15 protein-coding genes are annotated in these 19,443 nt (G+C 74.7%); 5 read left to right on the top strand and 10 right to left on the bottom strand.

Annotation, left to right across the window (positions count from 1 at the left end; translation table 11 throughout):
* Positions 1-268: 268 nt before the first annotated feature.
* From CG736_RS01280 to CG736_RS01300, 5 genes are all read left to right on the top strand, one after another.
* A complete protein-coding gene (locus tag CG736_RS01280; RefSeq protein WP_100584264.1) occupies positions 269-829 on the top strand; it encodes an RNA polymerase sigma factor in 561 nt (186 codons plus the stop codon).
* Positions 826-1,647 carry a zf-HC2 domain-containing protein gene (locus CG736_RS01285; protein ID WP_100584265.1) on the top strand — a complete coding sequence of 274 codons (822 nt, stop codon included), beginning with the start codon at positions 826-828 and terminating at the stop codon, positions 1,645-1,647. Before CG736_RS01280 ends, CG736_RS01285 begins: the two co-directional genes overlap by 4 nt.
* Positions 1,648-1,771: 124 nt before the next feature.
* Positions 1,772-2,578, top strand: a complete 807-nt coding sequence (locus tag CG736_RS01290) for an ABC transporter ATP-binding protein (protein WP_100584266.1) — start codon at positions 1,772-1,774, stop codon at positions 2,576-2,578.
* Positions 2,575-3,978: a hypothetical protein gene (locus CG736_RS01295; protein WP_100584267.1), complete on the top strand. Its 1,404-nt coding sequence runs from the start codon at positions 2,575-2,577 to the stop codon at positions 3,976-3,978. Before CG736_RS01290 ends, CG736_RS01295 begins: the two co-directional genes overlap by 4 nt.
* On the top strand, positions 3,975-4,550 hold the full coding sequence (locus CG736_RS01300; protein ID WP_100584268.1) for a hypothetical protein: 576 nt from the start codon (positions 3,975-3,977) through the stop codon (positions 4,548-4,550). The genes CG736_RS01295 and CG736_RS01300 overlap by 4 nt, the downstream gene beginning before the upstream one ends.
* Before the next feature lie 88 nt (positions 4,551-4,638).
* Here the strand turns inward: CG736_RS01300 and CG736_RS01305 are convergent, their stop codons facing one another.
* The 10 genes from CG736_RS01305 to CG736_RS01350 all read right to left on the bottom strand — a co-directional run bounded on the left by CG736_RS01305 (position 4,639) and on the right by CG736_RS01350 (position 19,276).
* Positions 4,639-6,039, bottom strand: coding sequence for an MFS transporter (locus CG736_RS01305; RefSeq protein ID WP_100584269.1), 1,401 nt, complete (start codon positions 6,037-6,039; stop codon positions 4,639-4,641).
* Between the two features lie 106 nt (positions 6,040-6,145).
* The gene (locus CG736_RS01310) at positions 6,146-6,610 is read right to left on the bottom strand and encodes a hypothetical protein (RefSeq protein ID WP_100584270.1); all 465 of its coding nucleotides are present in this window, start codon (positions 6,608-6,610) and stop codon (positions 6,146-6,148) included.
* A gap of 112 nt (positions 6,611-6,722) precedes the next feature.
* Positions 6,723-9,389, bottom strand: a complete 2,667-nt coding sequence (locus CG736_RS01315; protein WP_198520316.1) for a SpoIIE family protein phosphatase — start codon at positions 9,387-9,389, stop codon at positions 6,723-6,725.
* Positions 9,386-10,000 carry a TetR/AcrR family transcriptional regulator gene (locus CG736_RS01320; protein WP_100584271.1) on the bottom strand — a complete coding sequence of 205 codons (615 nt, stop codon included), beginning with the start codon at positions 9,998-10,000 and terminating at the stop codon, positions 9,386-9,388. Before CG736_RS01320 ends, CG736_RS01315 begins: the two co-directional genes overlap by 4 nt.
* 52 nt (positions 10,001-10,052) lie before the next feature.
* Positions 10,053-11,630, bottom strand: coding sequence for an AMP-binding protein (locus CG736_RS01325; RefSeq protein ID WP_100584272.1), 1,578 nt, complete (start codon positions 11,628-11,630; stop codon positions 10,053-10,055).
* Positions 11,631-11,783: 153 nt separating this feature from the next.
* A complete protein-coding gene (locus CG736_RS01330; RefSeq protein ID WP_198520358.1) occupies positions 11,784-12,596 on the bottom strand; it encodes an inositol monophosphatase family protein in 813 nt (270 codons plus the stop codon).
* Between the two features lie 113 nt (positions 12,597-12,709).
* Complete coding sequence (locus CG736_RS01335) at positions 12,710-13,903, bottom strand: acyl-CoA dehydrogenase family protein (protein ID WP_100584273.1); 1,194 nt, start codon at positions 13,901-13,903, stop codon at positions 12,710-12,712.
* Positions 13,904-13,976: 73 nt separating this feature from the next.
* Positions 13,977-15,926 carry a biotin carboxylase N-terminal domain-containing protein gene (locus CG736_RS01340; protein ID WP_100584274.1) on the bottom strand — a complete coding sequence of 650 codons (1,950 nt, stop codon included), beginning with the start codon at positions 15,924-15,926 and terminating at the stop codon, positions 13,977-13,979.
* Between the two features lie 42 nt (positions 15,927-15,968).
* Positions 15,969-17,567, bottom strand: coding sequence for an acyl-CoA carboxylase subunit beta (locus CG736_RS01345; RefSeq protein ID WP_100584275.1), 1,599 nt, complete (start codon positions 17,565-17,567; stop codon positions 15,969-15,971).
* Positions 17,564-19,276 carry an acyclic terpene utilization AtuA family protein gene (locus tag CG736_RS01350; RefSeq protein WP_100584276.1) on the bottom strand — a complete coding sequence of 571 codons (1,713 nt, stop codon included), beginning with the start codon at positions 19,274-19,276 and terminating at the stop codon, positions 17,564-17,566. The genes CG736_RS01345 and CG736_RS01350 overlap by 4 nt, the downstream gene beginning before the upstream one ends.
* Positions 19,277-19,443: the final 167 nt, after the last annotated feature.

A 19,443-nucleotide genomic window follows, 5' to 3' on the forward strand; every position in this document is an offset into this window, starting at 1 on the left:
CGAGAACAGGGGCGCTGGGACCTGCGCGCAGCGGAAGGCACCCGACCGCGAGATCGCGATGCAGGACAGTGACCTGCACGTGGTCGCGACCTTACGGATGTGGCGTGCGCTTGTCGCGCAGTTCCGCCCCCTCGGCTTCGCCGGCGCCCCTGATTGGTCGCCCGCCGGCTCGCGCGAGTCTCGCTGCCCGGAGTAGCACCCCGGACGACATGTGACGGGGATCACGCCTCGGCAAGAACCCGGGCGCAGGCCCTCGCGTCTGGCAGGTGTGAGAGCACGCAGGAGAGCACTGGACGAGCTGGACGAGGAACGTCTGCTCCGCCTGGTCGCCAAAGGCGATCGCGGGGCGTTCGACGAGCTGTACCGGCGCACCGCACCGTGGCTGGCGGTGCGTCTGCGCCGCCGCTGCGCGGACGAGCAGATCGTCGCCGAGGTGATGCAGGAGACGTTCCTGGCGGTGTGGCGCGCGGCCGGCGCGTTCGCGGGCAGCGTGGTGGGCGGCAGTGCCGTCGGCTGGCTGTGGACCATCGCGGCCCGCCGACTGGTCGACGCGTTCCGCCGCCGGGCGCACCACGCCGAGCCGCCGGCCGCCGCGGCCCACCCGGCCAATGCCCCGGCCGCCGAGGACGAGGCACTGGCCGCCGCGATCGGCGGCGACGTGGGGGACGCGCTGCGGCGCCTGGCCCCCGAGCTGCGCGCGGTGCTGCAGGCCACCGTGCTGGACGGGCTGTCCGTCCGGGAGACCGCCGTCCTGCTCAGACTGCCCGAGGGCACGGTCAAGACCCGTGCCCGCCGGGCCCGGATCGCGATGCGGAAGGAACTGGCATGAGCGCGGAACACGCATCGGCCGGGCTGATCGGCGCGTACCTGCGCGGCGGCTCCGACCTGCCCGCGGACACCGTCTGGGCGCTGGAGGCGCACCTGGAGGGCTGCGCGCCCTGCCGGGGCCTGCTCGCCGCGGCGGTGCCCGCCGCGGCACCCGACGTCGCCGTGCTCGTCGACTCCGTCCGTGCCGCGCTCGGACCGCAGTTGGACGCGGCCGGCCCGGCGGCCGTCCGTCGCCGACCGGCCCGGTGGCGGCCGGCCTGGGCCGCGCCGGCCGTGGTGCCCTGGCTGCTGACCGCCCTCGCGGTGATGCTGCTGGCGCTGGTGCTGGACTCCTCGGGGCCGCCGGAGCCGCTCGGCCGGGTGTCGCCGCTGCTGCTGGTCGCGCCCGTGCTGCCGCTGTGCGCGGCCGCCGCGGCCTGGGCGCCCGGCCTCGACCCGGCGCACGAGCTGACCGCCGCCACTCCGCGCTCCGGCCTCCCGCTGCTGCTCCGGCGCACCGCCGCCGCACTGGCCGCGGTGGTGCCGGTGCTGCTGGCGGCGGGCGCGCTGACCGGGGAGATGACGGCCGCTCAGTGGCTGCTGCCCTCGCTCGCCTTCACCACCACCGCCCTCGCCCTCGGCAGCATCGTCGGCGTCGGCCGTGCCGCCGCCGCCCTGGTCGCCGTCTGGGCCGCCGCCGTCGCGGCCCCCGTCTGGGCCACCGGCCGCCTGCCGTTCGTGCTGCGGCCCGAGCAACTGCCCGGCTGGGCGCTGCTGTTCGCCCTCGGCGCCGCCACCGTGCTCCTCCGCCGCCGCGCCTACGCGGCGCCCCGTACCTGACCGGCCCCTTTCCCTCCGGCAGCCCGAGCAGCTGCCCGTCCTCCGTAGCCACCGTGCTCGCCCACCGCCGCGCCTACGCGGCGCCCCGTACCTGATCCACCCCCTTCCGGAAGGAACCACCTCCATGCCACGCGCCGTCAGCGCGGCCTCCGTCGCGCCCAAAACCCACGCCTGGGAGATCCGGGCCGAGGGCCTGCTCGTTCGGGCCGGACGCAAGAAAATGGCCGTCAACGGCCTCGACCTCGCCCTGGGCACCGGCGCCCACGGCCTGCTGGGCCCGAACGGGGCCGGCAAGACCACGCTGATCCGGGCGCTGGCCACCGTGCTGCGCCCGGCCGGCGGCGAGCTGGAACTGCTCGGCACTCCTGCCGGGCACGCCGAGCTGCGGGCGCTGCGCCGCCGGATCGGCTACCTGCCGCAGGACTTCGGCTACTACCGGCGGTTCACCGTCCGCGAGTTCGTCGAGTACATGGCCTGGCTGAAGGAGGTCCCGAAGGCCGAGATCCCGGGCGCCGTCCAGCGGGCGGTGGAGCGGGTCGGTCTCGCGGACCGCGCCGACCACCGGATGAAGACGCTGTCCGGCGGCATGGTGCGGCGGGCCGGCATCGCCCAGGCCATCGTCAACGACCCCGACCTGCTGCTGCTCGACGAGCCGACCGCCGGGCTGGACCCGGCGCAGCGGCTGCGATTCCGCGAGTTGCTCCAGGAACTCGGCCGGGACACCTGCGTGGTGGTCTCCACCCATCTGGTCGAGGACGTCGCCGCCGCCTGCTCCGACGTGGTGCTGTTCGCGGACGGCCGCCTGGTCTTCCAGGGCACCCCGGACGACCTCGCCGCCGCCGGCGGGCCCGAGCACCCGGGCGACAGCCCGCTGGAGCGCGGCTACTCGGCGCTGCTCCGCCACACCGAGCAGCCCGGGGGCATCTGGTGAACACACGTGTGCTGCGGACCGAGCTGCGACGCTCGGCCGCACCCTGGGCCGGGCTGCTGGTGCTCGGCGGCTCGCTGGCGATCCTGTTCGCGATCGACGGCATCTGGTGGCGCGGCACGGCCGGCTGGACGGCGCAGTGGACGCCGATGGCGATGTGGACGCGCTGGCTGCTGGCCTTCTGGTGGCCGCTGTCGGTCGGCGTCGGCGCACTGTACGGCCTGCGCGACGCCCGTTCGGGGACGGCGGAGCTGTTCGGCACCGTGCCGAAGCCGGCCTGGCGGCGCGCCGCGCTGCCCGCCGGGGCGATGGCCGGGGTACTGATGGCCGGGTTCGGCCTGGTGGTGGTGGCGGGCGGAGTGCAGGTGGCGCTCGGCGACACCCGGTACCGGCCGCTGGGCTGGGTGCCGATCTCGCTGGTGGCGGTGCTCGCCCTGGCGGCGGCCGCGGTGTTCGGCATGGGCGTGGCGCGGGCCGTGCCGTCGGTGCTGACGCCGCCCGCGCTGGTGGTGCTCTCGCTGATGACGGTGTCCATGCTGCTGCGGTTCACCACCGACGGCGCGCTGCCCGACGCCCCTTTCGCACCGAACCGGATCGCCCTGCTCTCCCCGGTGACGGTCGATCCGCGGGAGTCGCTGCTCACCCTGTCCGGCTCCGTCCACCTCGGCCAGACGCTGTGGCTGCTGGGCCTGGCCGCGACCGGCTTCGCGCTGCTGGTCGCCGCGAACGGCCGCGCCCGGCTGTTGTCCCTCGTCCCGGTGCTGGTGGGCGCGGCGCTGGCGCTGGGGGTGCTGCCCGGCGACGCCCGCGGCACGTACGTGGTGGACGCGGCGGCGGCCCGGCCGGTCTGCGACGGACCGGTGTGCGTGACGACGGCGAACCGGCACCGGCTGCCCGAACTGTCGGCGCGCGGCGCGGAGGCGCTGCAGATCCTGCACGAGGTACTGGGCGACCGGGCGCCGCAGGCGATCCGCGAGGACGCCGAGCCGCGTGCCCTCGCCGGGGTGCGGCGGATCGACGCCGGAACGGTCCTGGTGGACTTCGACGAACGGGAGTTCGCCCACGCGAGCGGTCGGGACCTCACCCGCGCCCTGGTCGCGCAGGGCCTCGTCCCGACCTGCTACGCCCGCACCGACCGGGAGGGCGGGATGATCGAGGACGCCGCCACGCAGAGCGTCGCCGCGAGCTGGGCGCTCGGCGAGAGCGCCCTGGTCCCGGTGGAGACCCCGGGCACCAGCACGTACGACCGGCAGGGCTGGGAGGACGCCCGGGCCGCCTGGACGGCGTTCGCCGCCACTCCCCCGGCCGAGCAGCGGGCCCGGATCGCCGCGCTGCACGACGCCGCGCTGACCTGCTCGGTGGACCACCGTGCGACTGTCCTGACCGGACCGGAGGCCCGATGAACTGGCTGGTGCTGTACGCCCGTTCGCGTCAGGTGCCGCTGTCGGCGGCCGTGGTCGCGGCCGTCGCGCTGACGGTGTGGGCGCTGGTGGACGGCGCTCCGAAGGGCTCGGAGGACCTGGGGACCACCGCGTTCGTGCTGACCGCGAACGTGCTGGCCGCGATCGTCGGCCTCGGCGGGCAGGACGCGGTGCTCGACCGCACCGCCGCGATCCGCTGGGCGCCGCGCCGGGCCGCGCACGTCCTGCTGATCGGCGCCGTCGGCGGCGCGGCCCTGCTGGCCGTCCAGGCCGCCGGGCCCCACCTGGCCGCCGCCTCGGTGGTGGTCCGCGACAGCGCCGGCCTGTCGGGCCTGGCCGCGCTCGGCGCCGCCTGCTGGGGCGCCACGTACGCGTGGGCGCTGCCGACCGGCTGGCTCGCCTTCACCATGCTGGTCCCGCCGCTGGGCGGCCCGGCGGGCCGGGTCGGCATGTGGCTGACCCAGCCCGCCGGCACCACGGAGGCCACCGTGACGGCGTCGGCCCTGCTGCTGGTCGGCACCGCGCTGTACGGCTTCGCCGGGCCGCGGCGGTAGGGGACGCACGTCCAGGGGCGCTGGGGGTACCCCCACCGCCCCTGGTTTGCCACCTGCCCGCGCCCCTGGTCCGCCACCTGCCCGTGTCTCAGGGCCGCACCGCCGCGACCAGTGCCAGCAGCACGAAGGCGATCACCACGGCGAGGCTGAGCTGGAACGCCCCCGGGTAGTCGGCGGGGGTGTGCAGGTGGCCGAAGAAGGTCGCGCCGACGGTGGCGATGCCGGCGGCGGAGCCGATCCGCTGGGCGGTCTGCAGGACTCCGCCCGCGCTGCCGGCCCGGGCGACGGGCACCTCGTTCAGGGTGAGGGCCTGGTTCGGGGAGACCACCAGGCCGCTGCCGAGGCCGGCCACCAGCAGCGGCAGGGCGGTGGCCCAGCCGACGAACGGGCCGTTGAACAGGTGGACGGCGAGCGCGGCGAACGCCAGGCCGACGGCGACGGTGGCCAGGCCGAACGCGATCAGCCGCCGCCCGTAGCGGACCACGATCCGCCCGCCGACGGTTGAGGCCACCGCGGAGGCCAGCGCGAACGGGGTGATCGCCAGGCCCGCGTACAGCGCGCTGTAGCCGCGGCCGGCCTGCAGGTACAGCGTGAAGACGAAGAACACGGCGGTGAACCCGGCGAAGTACAGCAGCGACACCAGCGAGCCGGAGGTGAACGACCGGGTGCGGAACAGCGCGGGGTGGACCAGCGGTTCGCGGGCGCGGGCGTACCGGTGCTCCCACCCGGCGAACGCGGCGAGCAGCAGCACCGATCCGGCCAGCAGCAGCCACTTGCGGGAGTCGTGCCACTGGGCCTGGACCAGCGGGAGCAGCAGCAGGACGGTGCCGGTGCCGAGCAGCAGCACCCCGACCGGGTCGAAGTCGCGGCGGGCGCAGGTGTCGGGGGTGGGGGCGGGCAGCAGGCGGCCGGCGAACGGCAGGAGGGTCAGGCCGATCGGCAGGTTGACGTAGAACACCCACCGCCAGCCCTCCTCGGTGCCGAACGCGGCGATCAGCAGGCCGCCGAGCAGCGGGCCGACGGCGGTGGAGAAGCCGATGGTGGTGCCGAGCAGGCCGAACGCGCGGGCCCGTTCGCCGCCGCGGAACAGCTGCTGGATGAAGCCGGAGACCTGCGGCACCAGCAGTCCGCCGGACATGCCCTGCAGCAGCCGGGCGATCACCAGCCAGGCCTCGTTCTGGGCGGCGCCGGCCAGCGCGCTGGTGGCGGTGAACAGGGCGAGGCCGGTGAGGAACACCGGGCGGCGGCCGATCGCGTCGCCGAGCCGCCCGGCGGGCACCAGGACCAGGCCGAACGCCAGCGAGTAGCCGGACAGCACCCACTGGAGTCCGGCCTCCGACATGTGCAGGCCGGTGCGCACCGACGGCAGGGCGACGTTGACGATCGACACGTCCAGCAGCGTCATGAAGCCGGCGACCAGGCACACCGCGAGGGCCCGCCAGCGGCGCACCTCGGTGCTCCGGTCACCGGCGGTGATGGGGTGCGCCATGCGTGGTGTCCTTCCGTCCGGCGTCCAGTCTGGGCGGCCCGGGCGGTGGCGGGCGGGCGGCGCGCCGGGGTTGACGGCCGGTCGGCTGACGGACCGGCAGAAGTCCTCAGTCGTCCGACGGCAGGTCGAGGACGAGTTGCTGGGCGTCGGCGGAGGCGGGCGGGGCCGCGCCGAGGTCGGTGAGGGTGGTGATCACCACGGCGTCCACGCCGGTCAGCCAGTCGCTGGTCTTGGACTGCACCACGACGGTCCGGCTGTGCTCGGCGCCGTCGCACTCGATCTGCGCGGGGAAGGTGCGGGTGGAGCCGAAGGCGATGGTGGCGGGGTCCTCGGGGTCGGTCTGCTCGACGGAGGTGTTGAGGGAGCGCGGGCCGTCGGCGGGGGCGCAGGTGTAGCTGAGGTCGACCCGGACCAGGTCGGGGCTCTCCGGGTCGATGGTGGCCTCGGTGATCTCGACGACCGTGTCGGCGTCCGAGGCGTCGGGGTCGTCGTCGGCGACGGCGACGGCGGCGGACGCGAGGGCCAGGCCGAGGGCGAGGGCGGCGAGCGCGGCGGGGAGGCGAAGGTGCACGGCGGGGCCTTCCGGGCGGTGGAGGGGTTTCTCCGACTGTCCGTCAGCCCCGCCGTGCGGGCGAGCGCTGTCCGCCGGGCGGGTGCCTTCCCGGCGTGCCTGCGGGCCCGGTTCAGCCGGGCCGGTAGGGCAGTTCGATCTCCGCCCAGACCACCTTGCCGTGCTTGGTGGGGCGGGTGCCCCAGCGGTGGGCGAGTTCGCTGACCAGGTGGATGCCGCGGCCGCCCTCGTCCTCCTCGGCGGAGCTGCGCAGCCGGGGCGGCTGGCCGCCGGCGTCGGAGACCTCCAGGGTGAGGGTGCGGTCGCGGAACAGGCGCAGCCGGCGGGGGGCGTCGGCGTGCAGCAGGGCGTTGGTGACGAGTTCGCTGACCACGAGTTCGGCGTAGTCGGTGAGGGTGGACAGGCCCCAGCCGTCCAGGGTGGCGCGGGTGAAGCGGCGGGCGCGGGCGGGCAGCGGGCCCTCGGTGGGGAGGACCAAGGTGGCGATCCGGTCGGCGGGCACGGGCAGCGCCCGGGCCATGATCATCGCGATGTCGTCCTCGGTGCCGTCGGTGACCAGCGCGGACAGGGCCGCGTCGCAGCTCTCCTCCAGGGTGCGGCCGGGGGTGGCGAGGGTGCGGGCGAGCAGGTCGATGCCCTCGTCGATGTCGCGGCCGCGGCGCTCGACCAGGCCGTCGGTGTAGAGCGCGAAGGTCGATCCGGCGGGCAGCGTGAACTCGGTGGATTCGAACGCGCCGCCGCCGATGCCGAGCGGGACGCCGGGCGGCAGGTGCATCACGTGGGAGGTGCCGTCGAGGTCGACCCGCACCGGCGGGAGGTGGCCGGCGGAGGCGATCACCACGCTGCGGTCGACGGGGTCGTAGACGGCGCACACGCAGGTGGCGAACTGGCCGTCGCCGATCGCCGAGGCGGTCTCGTCGAGCCGGCCGAGGACCTGTTCGGGCGACAGGTCGAGGGTGGCCAGGGTGCGGGCGACGGTGCGCAGCTGGCCCATGGTGGCGGCGGCCCGGATGCCGTGGCCCATCACGTCGCCGACCACCAGGGCGACCCGTCCGCAGGACAGCGGGACCACGTCGAACCAGTCGCCGCCGACCTCGCTGACCACGCTGGAGGGCAGGTACCGGTGGGCGATCTCCAGGCCGAGGGTGCGGTGGATCTCCTGCGGCAGCAGGCTGCGCTGCAGGGTGAGGGCGGTCTCGCGTTCGCGCCGGTAGAGCCGGGCGTTGTCGATGGCGAGGGCGGTGCGGGCGACGAGTTCCTCGGCGAGCGAGACGTCGGCGGCGCCGAACGGCTCGGGATTGCGGGTGCGGATGAACTCGGCGCCGCCGAGCACCATGCCGCGGGCGATCACCGGCACCAGCAGGTAGGAGTGGATACCGGCGGCGAGGCCGGGGGCGACCCGGTCCTCGCTGGGCACGATGCCGCGCAGCACCTCCTCGTCGACCTTCGGCCGGAACAGCGGGCGGCCGCTGCGCAGGCACTGGGTGTAGGTGCGTTCGGGGCCGTACTCGGCGGTGCCGCCGACCTGGTCGGCGGCGCCGGTCAGGCTGGTGCCGTAGGCCTCGCCGACGGCCAGCGCGCGGACCTGGACGGCCTTGCCCGGCTGGAGCGGGGCGGGTTCGTCGCCGCGGACGACGGGTTCGAGCAGGTCGAGGGTGGCGAAGTCAGCGAACCGCGGGACGACCGCCTCGACCAGTTCCTCGGCGGTGCGCTGCAGGTCGAGGGTGGTGCCGATGCGGGCGCTGGCGGAGGCGATCAGCGCCAGGCGTTCCTGGGCCCGGGCGGCGCGGGCCTCGGCCTGGAAGCGCTCGGTGACGTCGATGATCGAGGAGGAGACGCCCAGCACCCGGCCGGTGGAGTCCTCCAGCCGGAAGTAGGACGCCGACCAGGCCCGGTCGTGGTGCGGGTCGGCGGGGACGCGGCCGTGCGAGCGGGCGTCTATGACGGGTTTTCCGGTGGCCAGCACCTGCCGCATGACGGCTTCGACCTCGGCGGCGTTGATGCCGGGCAGCACGGCGGTGATCCGCCGGCCGAGGTGCTGCTCGACGGTGAGGCCGTTGATCCGGGCGAGCGCCCCGTTGAGCCGGACGAAGCGCAGGTCGGTGTCGTAGACCGCGAGGCCGATCGGCGACTGGTTGAAGAAGCCGTCGAAGACCGCCAGGTCGGACTCCACCTCGTGCAGGGCGTGCACGTCGGAGGCGGTGGCCAGCAGCAGGGTGCGGCCGTCGGGCTCCACGATCGGATAGGTGTGGAACTCCAGTTCGACGGTGGAGCCGTCCCGGCGGCGGACCGGGTGGGTGCCGGACCAGCCGCGGGCGAGCAGTTTGCCGAACAGCCTCTCGCCCGCCTCCGCCCCCTCGTCGGCGAGCAGCAGCCGGACGGGGTGCTCGCCGAGGGCGTCGCGGGCCGACCAGCCGGTGAGCGCCTCGGCCTCCTCGCTCCAGTGCAGGATGCGGCCGTCGTCCTGGACCAGCGCGGTGGCCAGCGGGACCAGGCGGTGCCCGGCCAGGCGCGCGGAAGCAGCACCCGCCGCGTCGCCGCCGGGCGTCTGTTCGAATCCGTGCGTGCTCAGTTGGCCACCTGCCCGGTACCTTCCCCGGTCTGCCGGTCGTTCCGGCTCCCACCAGACTGCATGGCCTGTCGCACGCCTGCGACTGGTGATCGTGCGGGCGACGTGACCGAAGGTGAGAGTCTCCTCGATCCGGGCCTTTCCGGGCAAGGGGATGACGGTGATCTGCCGGTGGTCACGGCCGGTCAGGGCCGTTTCGGGGGTGCTCAACCGGCCAGCGCGGCGTCCAGCAGGCGGGACCACTGGCGGACGATGCCGGCCCGGCGCGGCCCGTCGTCGGTGAGCAGGTTCGCCAGGCCGAGGCCGCGGGCGAGGTCCAGGGTCGCCTGGACGGTCTCCCGGACGCCGGTGGCGCTCTCGTCGGCGCCCAGGCATTCGACGGCGGCCCGGTGCGCCTCGCGGCCGACGTGGTTCTCCAGACTGACGATCCGTTCGCGCAGCGGCTGCTCGGTGGCGGCGGCCACCCACAGGTGCAGCGCGGCCCGGAACAGCGGGCCGGTGTAGAGCCGGACGATCATCTCCACCACCGCCTCGGTCCGCTCCGGTCCGGGCGGCGGCAACTCCCGGACGTGCGCCAGGACGGCGGCCAGCCGCTCGGCGGCGACGTGTTCGACGGCTGCGGTGAACAGGTCCTCGCGGGTGCGGAAGTGGTGCTGGGCCGCGCCGCGGGTGACGCCGGCCCGTTCGGCGACCACGGCGACGGTGGAGCCGTTCCAGCCGACCTCGGCCAGGCACTCCACCGCCGCCTCCAGCAGTCGGCGGCGGGTGGCCCGGCTGCGGTCCTGCTGGGGCGCGCGGGCGGCGGGGGTGCTGGTCGTCATCGGCGGCTCCTGCTCGGCTGGGCGGTTGGCGCGTCCCGATCCTCGCAGACCGTCATTGGCGGCCGGTGCGGTCCCGCAGTTCGCGGCGGAGGATCTTGCCGCTGGCGGACCGGGGGACGGCGTCCAGGAACTCCACCTCGCGCACCTTCTTGTACGGGGCGACCCGGCGGGCCACGTACTCGACGACCTCCTGCTCGGCGAGCTCGCAGCCGAACGCGGGCACCACGTACGCCTTGGGTCGTTCGGTGCCGTCGGCGTCGGTGACGCCGATCACCGCGGCGTCGGCGATCGACGGGTGGGTGAGCAGCAGGGCCTCCAGTTCGGCGGGGGCGACCTGGTAGCCCTTGTACTTGATGAGCTCCTTGACCCGGTCGACGATGTACAGGTAGCCGTCCTGGTCGACGTGGCCGACGTCACCGGTGTGCAGCCAGCCGTCGGCGTCGACGGTGGCGGCGGTGTCGGACTCCCGGCCGAAGTAGCCCTTCATCACCTGCGGGCCGCGGAACAGCAGTTCGCCGTCCTCGCCGGGGCCGAGGTCGCGGCGCGGCTCGTCGAGGGACAGCACCCGCAGTTCGGTGCCGGGGACCAGGCGGCCGACGGTGCCGACCGGCGGGTGCGGGTCGTGCGGCGGGACGATGTGGGTGGCCGGGGAGAGTTCGGTCATGCCGTAGGCCTGGAGCAGGTGCGGCAGGCCGAGGCGCCGGGCGCAGGCGGCGGCGAGTTCGGCGTCCAGCGGGGCGGCGGCGCTGAGCACGTAGCGGACCGAGGACAGGTCGAAGCGGTCCACCAGCGGGTGCTTGGCCAGTGCGAGGGCGATCGGCGGGGCCACGTACACCGCTTCGATGCGGTGGTCCTGAATCGCCGTCAGGAACTGCTCCAGGTCGAAGCGGGGCAGCACGACGACGGTGGAGCGGGCCCGCAGCGGGCGGTTGAGCAGGGCGGTCAGGCCGTAGATGTGGAAGAACGGGAGGACGGCGAGGATGCGTTCGCCCGGGGCGGTCCGCAGCAGCGCGTCGACCTGGGCGAGGTTGGTGGAGACCGAGCGGTGGGTGAGCATCACGCCCTTGGGCAGGCCGGTGGTGCCGCTGGAGTACGGCAGCACGGCGAGGTCGGCGGCCGGGTCGAACTCCGGCGTCGGCTCGGGGGCGTCGGTGGCGGCCAGGTCGGCGAGCGAGCGGTGGCCCTCGGCCCGGTCGCAGACGAAGATCTCGGCGACCGGGTGGGCGGTGGCGGCCTCCAGTGCGACGGGCAGGAACGCGGCGACGGTGATGACCCACCGCGCCCCGGAGTCGCGCAGCTGGGCGGCGAGTTCGGCGGCGGTGGCGAGCGAGCTGACCGGGGTGACGGTGGCGCCGGTGCGGGTGATGCCGTAGAACGCCTGCGGGTAGGCCACCGAGTTCGGGCTGAACAGCGCCACCACCTCGCCCTTGCCGACGCCCGCCGCGGCCAGACCGGCGGCGATCCGGCGGCTGCTTCCGTCCAGTTCGCGGTAACTGACGGTCCGTCCGGTCAGTGCGTCGATCAGGGCGGGCAGCTCGGCATGCTCGCCCACGGCGCAGTCGCCGAGGACGGCGTCGTGGATGGCGCGGTCGAGCGGGGCGATGGTCGGACAGTCGCTGTGGAACACCATGCGGGCCTCCGGGGCGGGCTCGGCGGTCGGTAGGGGCGGCGCTGGTCATCGGCGCTGGTGGTACGGGGCGGTGCGCGCCGCTGGCAAGGTTGCCCGGGCCGGGAGGGGCGCGGGCAGGGCGCGTGGCGGGTTCGGGGGGTCGCGCGGCGGTGGTCACCGGCGGTACTGGCGGTCGACCAGGTCGAGCAGTCGGGCGTGGGTGTCGGGGTCGGCGGCGGCCAGCAGGCCGCCCTCGCCGCTGTGCAGGGGCTTGCCGCGCAGGTCGGTGACGGTGCAGCCGGCCGCTTCGCACAGGGCGAGGCCCGCCGCGAAGTGCACGCTGTCGACGAGGTGCCCGTCGGTGACGTAGGCGGCGCGCCGGCCGGCGGCGACCCAGGCGACGGCGAGCGTGCTGGAGACCACCCTCGGGCGGAACGCGGCCTCGAACTCGGGGTCGGTGAGCAGGTTCGCGGCGCGGAAGGCCGCGGCGTTCGGGTAGGGCGGGTCGAGGTTGAGGTCGACCAGGGCGGACTGCGCGGACGGGACCAGCGGGGTGTCCCGGCCGTCGTGGCGGAGGTGCGCCCGTTCGCCGTCGGTCCAGTAGGTCTCCCCCGTGTACGGGTCGGCGGTGGCAGCGGCGACCGTCCGCCCGCCTTCGCGCAGGGCCACGTTGACGGCCACCAGGTGGGTGCCGACGGCGTAGTTGAGGGTGCCGCAGAGCGGGTCGATCAGCCATCGCCGATCGGCGTCGGCCGCTCCGGTGCGGCCGCTCTCCTCGGCGGTGAACGCGTCGTCCGGGCGGGCGGCGCGCAGCAGGTCGAGGATGGCGGCCTCGGCGGCCAGGTCGGCGGCGGTGGCGAAGTCGCCGCCGCCCTTGTGGTGCCGCTCCGCGGTGGCCCAGGCGTGGGCGCGGACCGCCTCGGCCCCGGCCTCCGCGGCGCGGCGGGCGAGTTCGGCGTCCTGGCGGCGGCTGTCCGCGGTGTTCATGATCGTCATGACGGGAGCGTAGCCCGCGGCGCCGGCGCGGGCCGGCCGGATGTCGAATCGGGTCACGCGCCGGTGCACGGAGGCTTCCTGTCGATGCGTCAGCACTCGGCGCGTCAGTAGGAGCGGGGCAGGCCCAGGGTGTGCTGGGCGACGTAGTTCAGGATCATTTCGCGGCTGACCGGGGCGACCCGGCCGACCCGGGTGGCGGTGATCAGGGCGGCGAGGCCGTACTCCTGGGTGAGGCCGTTGCCGCCGAGGGTCTGGACGGCCTGGTCGACGGCGCGGCAAGAGGCTTCACCGGCCGCGTACTTGGCCATGTTGGCGGCCTCGCCCGCGCCCAGGTCGTCGCCCGCGTCGTACAGGTGGGCGGCCTTCTGGGTCATCAGCCGGGCGAGTTCGACCTCGATGGCGCACTGCGCGAGCGGGTGGGCGATGCCCTGGTGGGTGCCGATCGGGCGGTCCCAGACGGTGCGGGTGCGGGCGTAGCCGACGGCGGTGTCGAGGGCGTACCGGGCGATGCCGAGGGTGAAGGCGGCGGTCATGATCCGCTCGGGGTTGAGTCCGGCGAACAGTTGCAGCAGTCCGGCGTCCTCGTCGCCGACCAAGGCGTCGGCGGGCAGCCGGACGTCGTCCAGGAAGACCTGGAACTGCCGTTCGGGGGCGGTGAGTTCCATCGGTATGGCGCGGTACTCGAAGCCGGGGGTGTCGCGCGGGACGACGAACAGGGCGGGCTTGAGCTTGCCGGTGCGGGCGTCTTCGGTGCGGCCGACGAACAGGACGGCGTCGGCGTGGTCGACGCCGGAGATGAACACCTTGCGGCCGCTGAGCAGCCAGTCCTCGCCGTCGCGGCGGGCGACGGTGCCGATCCGGTGCGAGTTGGAGCCGGCGTCGGGTTCGGTGATGCCGAACGCCATCACCTTGCTGCCGTCGGCGAGTCCGGGCAGCCAGCGCCGCTTCTGCTCCTCGGTGCCGAACCGGGCGATCACGGTGCCGCAGATCGCGGGCGACACGATCATCATCAGCAGCGGGCAGCCGGCCGCGCCCAACTCTTCCAGCACGATGGCGAGTTCGCTGATGCCCGCGCCCCCGCCGCCGTGTTCGGCGGGCAGGTTGACCCCGAGGTAGCCCAACTTGGCGGCGTCCGCCCAGAGTTCCTCGACGGGCTCGTTGGCGCGGGCCTTGCGCTGGAAGTACTCGCGCCCGTAGCGGCGGCCGAGCGCGGCGACGGCTTCGCGCAGGGCGCGGCGGTCCTCGGACTCGATCAGCGGGGAGGCGGGCGGTGCGGTGGTGGTGCGCGGTGCGGACATCGGGGGTCCTTCCGGGCGGAGGGTGGGCCGGCGTGCGGGGTCGCTCGACCGGCGTGGTGCGCGGTTGTCGGCGTCAGGAGGAGGTGACCACGGCGAGCACGGCGCCGGTCTCGACCTGCTGGCCGACGGCGACCGGGAGTTCGGCTAGCAGGCCGTCCGCCGGGGCGGTGACCTGGTGTTCCATCTTCATCGCCTCCAGCCAGAGCAGCGGCTGGCCGGCCGTGACGGGCCGGCCGGGTTCGGCGGCGATCCGGACGACCGTGCCGGGCATCGGTGCGAGCAGCGTCCCGGGGGCCAACTGGGCAGCCGGGTCCGGGAACCGGTCCAGCACGGTGAGGGTGTGGTGCTCGGTCGGACCGTCCACGAAGACCTGGTCGCCGTGCCGGGCGATCCGGTAGCGGCGGCGCAGCGGGCCGACCGCGAGGTCGACGGACTCCGGTGCGCTGCCGAGGAGTTGGACGTCGGGGTGGTCCTCGGCGAGCAGGCCGTCGCGGGTCAGCCGGTAGCGGACGTCGAGTTCGGCGCCGTCGGCAGTGCGGTAGCGCTTGTGCTGCGGCTGGGAGGGCAGGTTGCGCCAGCCGGACGGGATGGCTCCGGGGTGCACGGCGGCGTCGGCGAGGGCGGCGGCGAGGGCCGCGAGGGGTGCGGACTTGCCGTCCTGGCCGAGGAGTTGGTCGGCGTGCTCGGTGAAAAAGGCGGTGTGCACGGCGCCGTCCAGGAAGGCCGGGTGGCGCAGGGCGCGGACCAGCAGGTCCCGGTTGGTGGCCGGGCCGTGCAGGCGGGTGCGGGCCAGGGCGTCGGCGAGGCGGCGGGCGGCGGCGCGGCGGGTGGGGGCCCAGGCGATCACCTTGGCGAGCATCGCGTCGTAGTGGACGGTGACCCGGTCGGCGCCGCCCTCGCCGCCCGCGCCCTCCCCGACTCCGGCGTCCAGGCGCAGGCCCGCCGGGGCCGGGAGGGTGTCGAACTCGACGTCCACGCCCGGTACTTCGAGCAGGTGCACGGTGCCGGCGGTGGGCTGCCAGTCGCGCGCGGGGTCCTCGGCGTACAGGCGGGCCTCGATCGCGCAGCCCCGCGCGGACGGCGGGGTGGCCGGGAGCTTCTCGCCTTCGGCGACGGCGAGTTGGAGGGCGACCAGGTCGAGGCCGGTGACGGCCTCGGTGACCGGGTGTTCCACCTGGAGGCGGGTGTTCATCTCCAGGAAGGCGAGCCGGCCGTCGGGGGCGAGCAGGAACTCGGCGGTGCCGGCGCCGCGGTAGCCGATGGCGCGGGCGGCCGCGGTGGCGGCGCCGTGCAGCCGGGTGCGCAGGTCGGGGTCGAGGCCGGGCGCGGGGGCCTCCTCGATCACCTTCTGGTGCCGGCGCTGCAGCGAGCAGTCGCGGTCGCCGACGGCCCACACGGTGCCGTGCGCGTCGGCCAGCAGCTGGACCTCCAGGTGCCGTCCGGTCGGCAGGTAGGGCTCGCAGAACACCTCGTCGTCGCCGAACGCGGCCGCGGCCTCGGCCCGGGCGGCGGCCAGCGCCTCCGGCAGTTCGGCGAGGGTGCGCACCACCCGCATGCCGCGTCCGCCGCCGCCCGCCGCGGCCTTGACCAGCAGCGGCAGGTCGGCCTCGTCGGGCCGGGGCCCGACGCTCAGCACGGGGACGCCGGCGGCGGCCATCAGCCGTTTGGCGGCGGTCTTGGAGCCCATGGCGGCGATCGCGGCGGGCGGCGGGCCGACCCAGGTCAGTCCCGCGTCCTGCACGGCCCGCGCGAACTCGGCGTTCTCGGACAGGAATCCGTAGCCGGGGTGGACGGCGTCGGCGCCCGCGTCCAGCGCGGCCCGGATCAGCAGGTCGGCGCGCAGGTAGGTGTCGGCGGGCGCGGCGCCGGGCAGCCGGACGGCGGTGTCGGCCTCCTGGACGTGCCGGGCGTCGGCGTCCGGGTCGGCGTACACGGCGACGGTGGCGATGCCGAGGGTGCGGCAGGTGCGGAAGATCCGGCGGGCGATCTCGCCGCGGTTGGCCACCAACAGGGAGGTGATCATGCGTCAGTTCGCTTTCCTTGGTCGGCCGTTGGGAGAGCTGGTCTACATCCGGAACACGCCGTAGCCGCGCGCGCCCTCGACCGGTCCGCTGTGGATCGCGGACAGGCAGATGCCGAGCACGGTCCGGGTGTCGCGCGGGTCGATCACCCCGTCGTCGTAGAGCCGGCCGGAGAGGAACGCGGGCAGCGACTCGGCCTCGATCTGCTGCTCGACCATGGCGCGGATGGCGGCGTCGGCGTCCTCGTCGTACGGCTGCCCCTTGGCGGCGGCGGACTGGCGGGCCACGATCGAGAGCACGCCGGCCAGTTGCTGCGGCCCCATCACGGCGGACTTGGCGCTGGGCCAGGCGAACAGGAACCGCGGGTCGTAGGCGCGTCCGCACATGCCGTAGTGCCCGGCGCCGTAGGAGGCGCCCATCAGCACGGAGATGTGCGGGACGGTGCTGTTCGACACCGCGTTGATCATCATCGCGCCGTGCTTGATGATGCCGCCCTGCTCGTAGTCCCGGCCGACCATGTAGCCGGTGGTGTTGTGCAGGAACAGCAGCGGCCGGTCGCGCTGGTTGGCGAGTTGGATGAACTGGGCGGCCTTCTGCGACTCCTGGCTGAACAGCACGCCCTGCGCGTTCGCCAGGATGCCGACCGGGTACCCGTGGACGGTGGCCCAGCCGGTGGCCAGGCTGCTGCCGTACAGCGGCTTGAACTCGTCGAAGTCGGAGCCGTCGGCGATCCGGGCGATCACCTCGCGCGGGTCGAACTGCGCCTTCAGCTCACCGGGGACGATGCCCAGCAGCTCGTCCTCCCGGTACTTCGGCGGCTCGTACCAAGGCATCGGCTCCGGGCCGGACTTGCGCCAGTGCAGCCGGTGCACGACCCGGCGGGCCAGCCGCAGCGCGTCCGGTTCGTCGACGGCGAGGTGGTCGGCCAGGCCGGAGGTGCGGGCGTGCATCTCGGCGCCGCCGAGGGACTCGTCGTCGGCCTCCTCACCGGTGGCCATCTTGACCAGCGGCGGTCCGCCGAGGAACACCTTGGCCCGCTCCCGCACCATGATCACGTGGTCGGACATGCCCGGCACGTACGCCCCGCCCGCCGTGGAATTGCCGAACACCACGGCCACGGTGGGGATTCCGGCCGCCGAGAGCCGGGTGAGGTCGCGGAACAGCGCGCCGCCCGGGATGAAGATCTCCTTCTGGCTGGGCAGGTCCGCGCCGCCCGACTCCACCAGGTTGACCAGCGGCAGCCGGTTGCGCAGCGCGATCTCGTTGGCCCGCAGCGCCTTGCGCAGCGTCCACGGATTCGACGAACCGCCGCGCACGGTGGGGTCGTTGGCGGTGATCACGCACTCGGTGCCCTCGATCGTGCCGATCCCGGTGACCAGCGACGCGCCGACCGGGTAGTCGCTCCCCCAGGCGGCCAGCGGCGACAGTTCCAGGAACGCCGAGTCCGGGTCGATCAGCAGCTCGATCCGCTCCCGGGCCAGCAGCTTGCCCCGACTGCGGTGCCGCTCCACGTACTTGGGCCCGCCGCCGGCCAGCGCCCTGGCGTGCTCGACGTCCAGCGCGGCCAGCTTCTCCAGCATGGCGGCGCGGTCGGCAGTGTACGCGGACCCGCCGGTGTCCAGCCGGGTGGACAGTACGGTCACAGCAGTGCCTCCGGGATGTCGAGGTGCCGGGAGCGCAGCCACTCCCCCAGCGCTTTGGCCTGCGGGTCGAACCTGGCCTGCGCGGCGACGCCTTCGCCGAGCAGTCCGTGGACGGTGAAGTTGACGGCGCGGAGGTTCGGCAGCACGTGCCGCTCGACCGCCAACTGTGCTACCTCCGGGAGGAGTTCACGGAGCCTGTCGACGGTGAGGGTGTGCGCGAGCCAGCGCCAGCCGGCCTCGCTGCGGGCCCACACGCCGAGATTGGCGTCGCCGCCCTTGTCGCCGCTTCGGGCCCCGGCGACCAGACCGAGCGGGGCACGACGGGTCGGGCCGTCCTCCTCCACCGGCGGTGGCAACTGCGGCTCCTCCCTTGCCACTTCGCCACTGGCCGATGGCCGCTCGGGCCGGACCGCGACGGTCCCGCCGCCGGGCAGGTGGGCCAGGTGCTCGACCTCGTTCGCGTCCAACTCCCGCGCCTCGAAAACCCCGTAGGGCGCGGCTGCGGCGGGCGGCGCGGTCAGGTGGAAGCCCGGGTAGCCGGCCAGGCCGAGTTCCACGGCGGCGGCGGTCAGCGCGCGACCGACCTTGGCCTCCTGCGGGTCGCGGACGGTGAGGCGGAGCAGGGCGCTGGCCCGCTCCTCGGTGTCGGCGTCCGGGTGGTCGGTGCGGGCCTGCGTCCAGCGCAGCTCGGCCGGCGGGTCGGTCAGGGCGCGCGTCAACTGCCGTTGCACGAAAGCCGCTTTGGCCTCGATGTCGAGCCCGGTGAGGACGAACACCAGCTCGTTGCGGTAGCCGCCGAGACGGTTCAGACCGACCTTGAGGGTGGCCGGCGGAGCCTCGCCGCGCACCCCGTCGATCCGCACCCGGTCCGGCCCGTCCTCGGTGAGCGTCACGGTGTCCAGGCGGGCGGTGACGTCCGGGCCGAGGTAGCGCGGTCCGCCGGTCTCGTACAGGAGTTGGGCGGTGACGGTCTCGATTGTCACCACGCCGCCGGTGCCCGGGTGCTTGGTGATCACGCTGCTGCCGTCGGCGTGCAGCTCGGCGAGCGGAAACCCCGGGTGGTCGAGGCGGTCCCCGTGCTCGGCGAAGAACGCGTAGTTCCCGCCGGTGGCCTGCGCCCCGCACTCCAGCACGTGCCCCGCCACCACCGCCCCCGCCAAGGCGTCCAGATCGTCGGGCGTCCACCCGTAGTGCGCGATCCCCGGCCCCACCACCAGCGCGGCATCGGTGACCCGGCCCGTCACCACCACGTCCGCGCCGCCGCGCAGGCACTCGGCAATGCCGAACGCACCCAGGTACGCGTTGGCGGCCAGCAACGGGCGCCGCGGGTCCTCCCCCGCCCAACCGAACTCCGCTGCGCGGGGCAGCAGTTCGTCCCCAGTGACGTACCCGATCCGGGCCCGGACGCCCTGCCTTGCCGTCACCTCCCCGAGCGCCTCCGCGAGCCGCGCCGGGTTGAGACCGCCCGCGTTGACGACGATCCGCACTCCGCGCTCGACCGCCTCCGCGAGGCACTCCTCCGCCTGCCGCAGAAACGTCCGCGCATACCCCAGCTTCGCATCGCGCAGCCGGTCGCGGGCCAGGATCAGCATCGTCAACTCGGCCAGGTAGTCACCCGTCAGCACATCCAACGGCCCACCGGTCAGCATCTCCCGGAACGCGGCGAACCGGTCGCCGTAGAACCCCGAAGCATTGCCGATCCGCAACACGGCACACCTCCCCAACTCGCCGCCACCCGGCACCCGTTCACCGCACTCGGCGAACCCTGCCCACCCGGTCGCGACCGAGCGTGGCACCGCACCGCCAACAAATCAAGCACGCGTGCTTGTTTTTCCGCCACGCCGGGACACCGGCCGTGCGCGGGTGGTGAGCGACG

This window comes from Kitasatospora sp. CB02891 (genome assembly GCF_002803145.1).
Taxonomy (GTDB): Bacteria; Actinomycetota; Actinomycetes; order Streptomycetales; family Streptomycetaceae; genus Kitasatospora; species Kitasatospora griseola.

What these genes read in the sequence shown, in the direction of transcription:
- CG736_RS01285 (WP_100584265.1), top strand. Translation starts at nt 826, where the DNA reads ATGAGCGCGGAACACGCATCGGCCGGGCTGATCGGCGCGTACCTGCGC.
- CG736_RS01290 (WP_100584266.1), top strand. Translation starts at nt 1,772, where the DNA reads ATGCCACGCGCCGTCAGCGCGGCCTCCGTCGCGCCCAAAACCCACGCC.
- CG736_RS01300 (WP_100584268.1), top strand. Translation starts at nt 3,975, where the DNA reads ATGAACTGGCTGGTGCTGTACGCCCGTTCGCGTCAGGTGCCGCTGTCG.
- CG736_RS01305 (WP_100584269.1), bottom strand. Translation starts at nt 6,039, where the DNA reads ATGGCGCACCCCATCACCGCCGGTGACCGGAGCACCGAGGTGCGCCGC.
- CG736_RS01320 (WP_100584271.1), bottom strand. Translation starts at nt 10,000, where the DNA reads ATGACGACCAGCACCCCCGCCGCCCGCGCGCCCCAGCAGGACCGCAGC.
- CG736_RS01325 (WP_100584272.1), bottom strand. Translation starts at nt 11,630, where the DNA reads ATGGTGTTCCACAGCGACTGTCCGACCATCGCCCCGCTCGACCGCGCC.
- CG736_RS01330 (WP_198520358.1), bottom strand. Translation starts at nt 12,596, where the DNA reads ATGAACACCGCGGACAGCCGCCGCCAGGACGCCGAACTCGCCCGCCGC.
- CG736_RS01335 (WP_100584273.1), bottom strand. Translation starts at nt 13,903, where the DNA reads ATGTCCGCACCGCGCACCACCACCGCACCGCCCGCCTCCCCGCTGATC.
- CG736_RS01340 (WP_100584274.1), bottom strand. Translation starts at nt 15,926, where the DNA reads ATGATCACCTCCCTGTTGGTGGCCAACCGCGGCGAGATCGCCCGCCGG.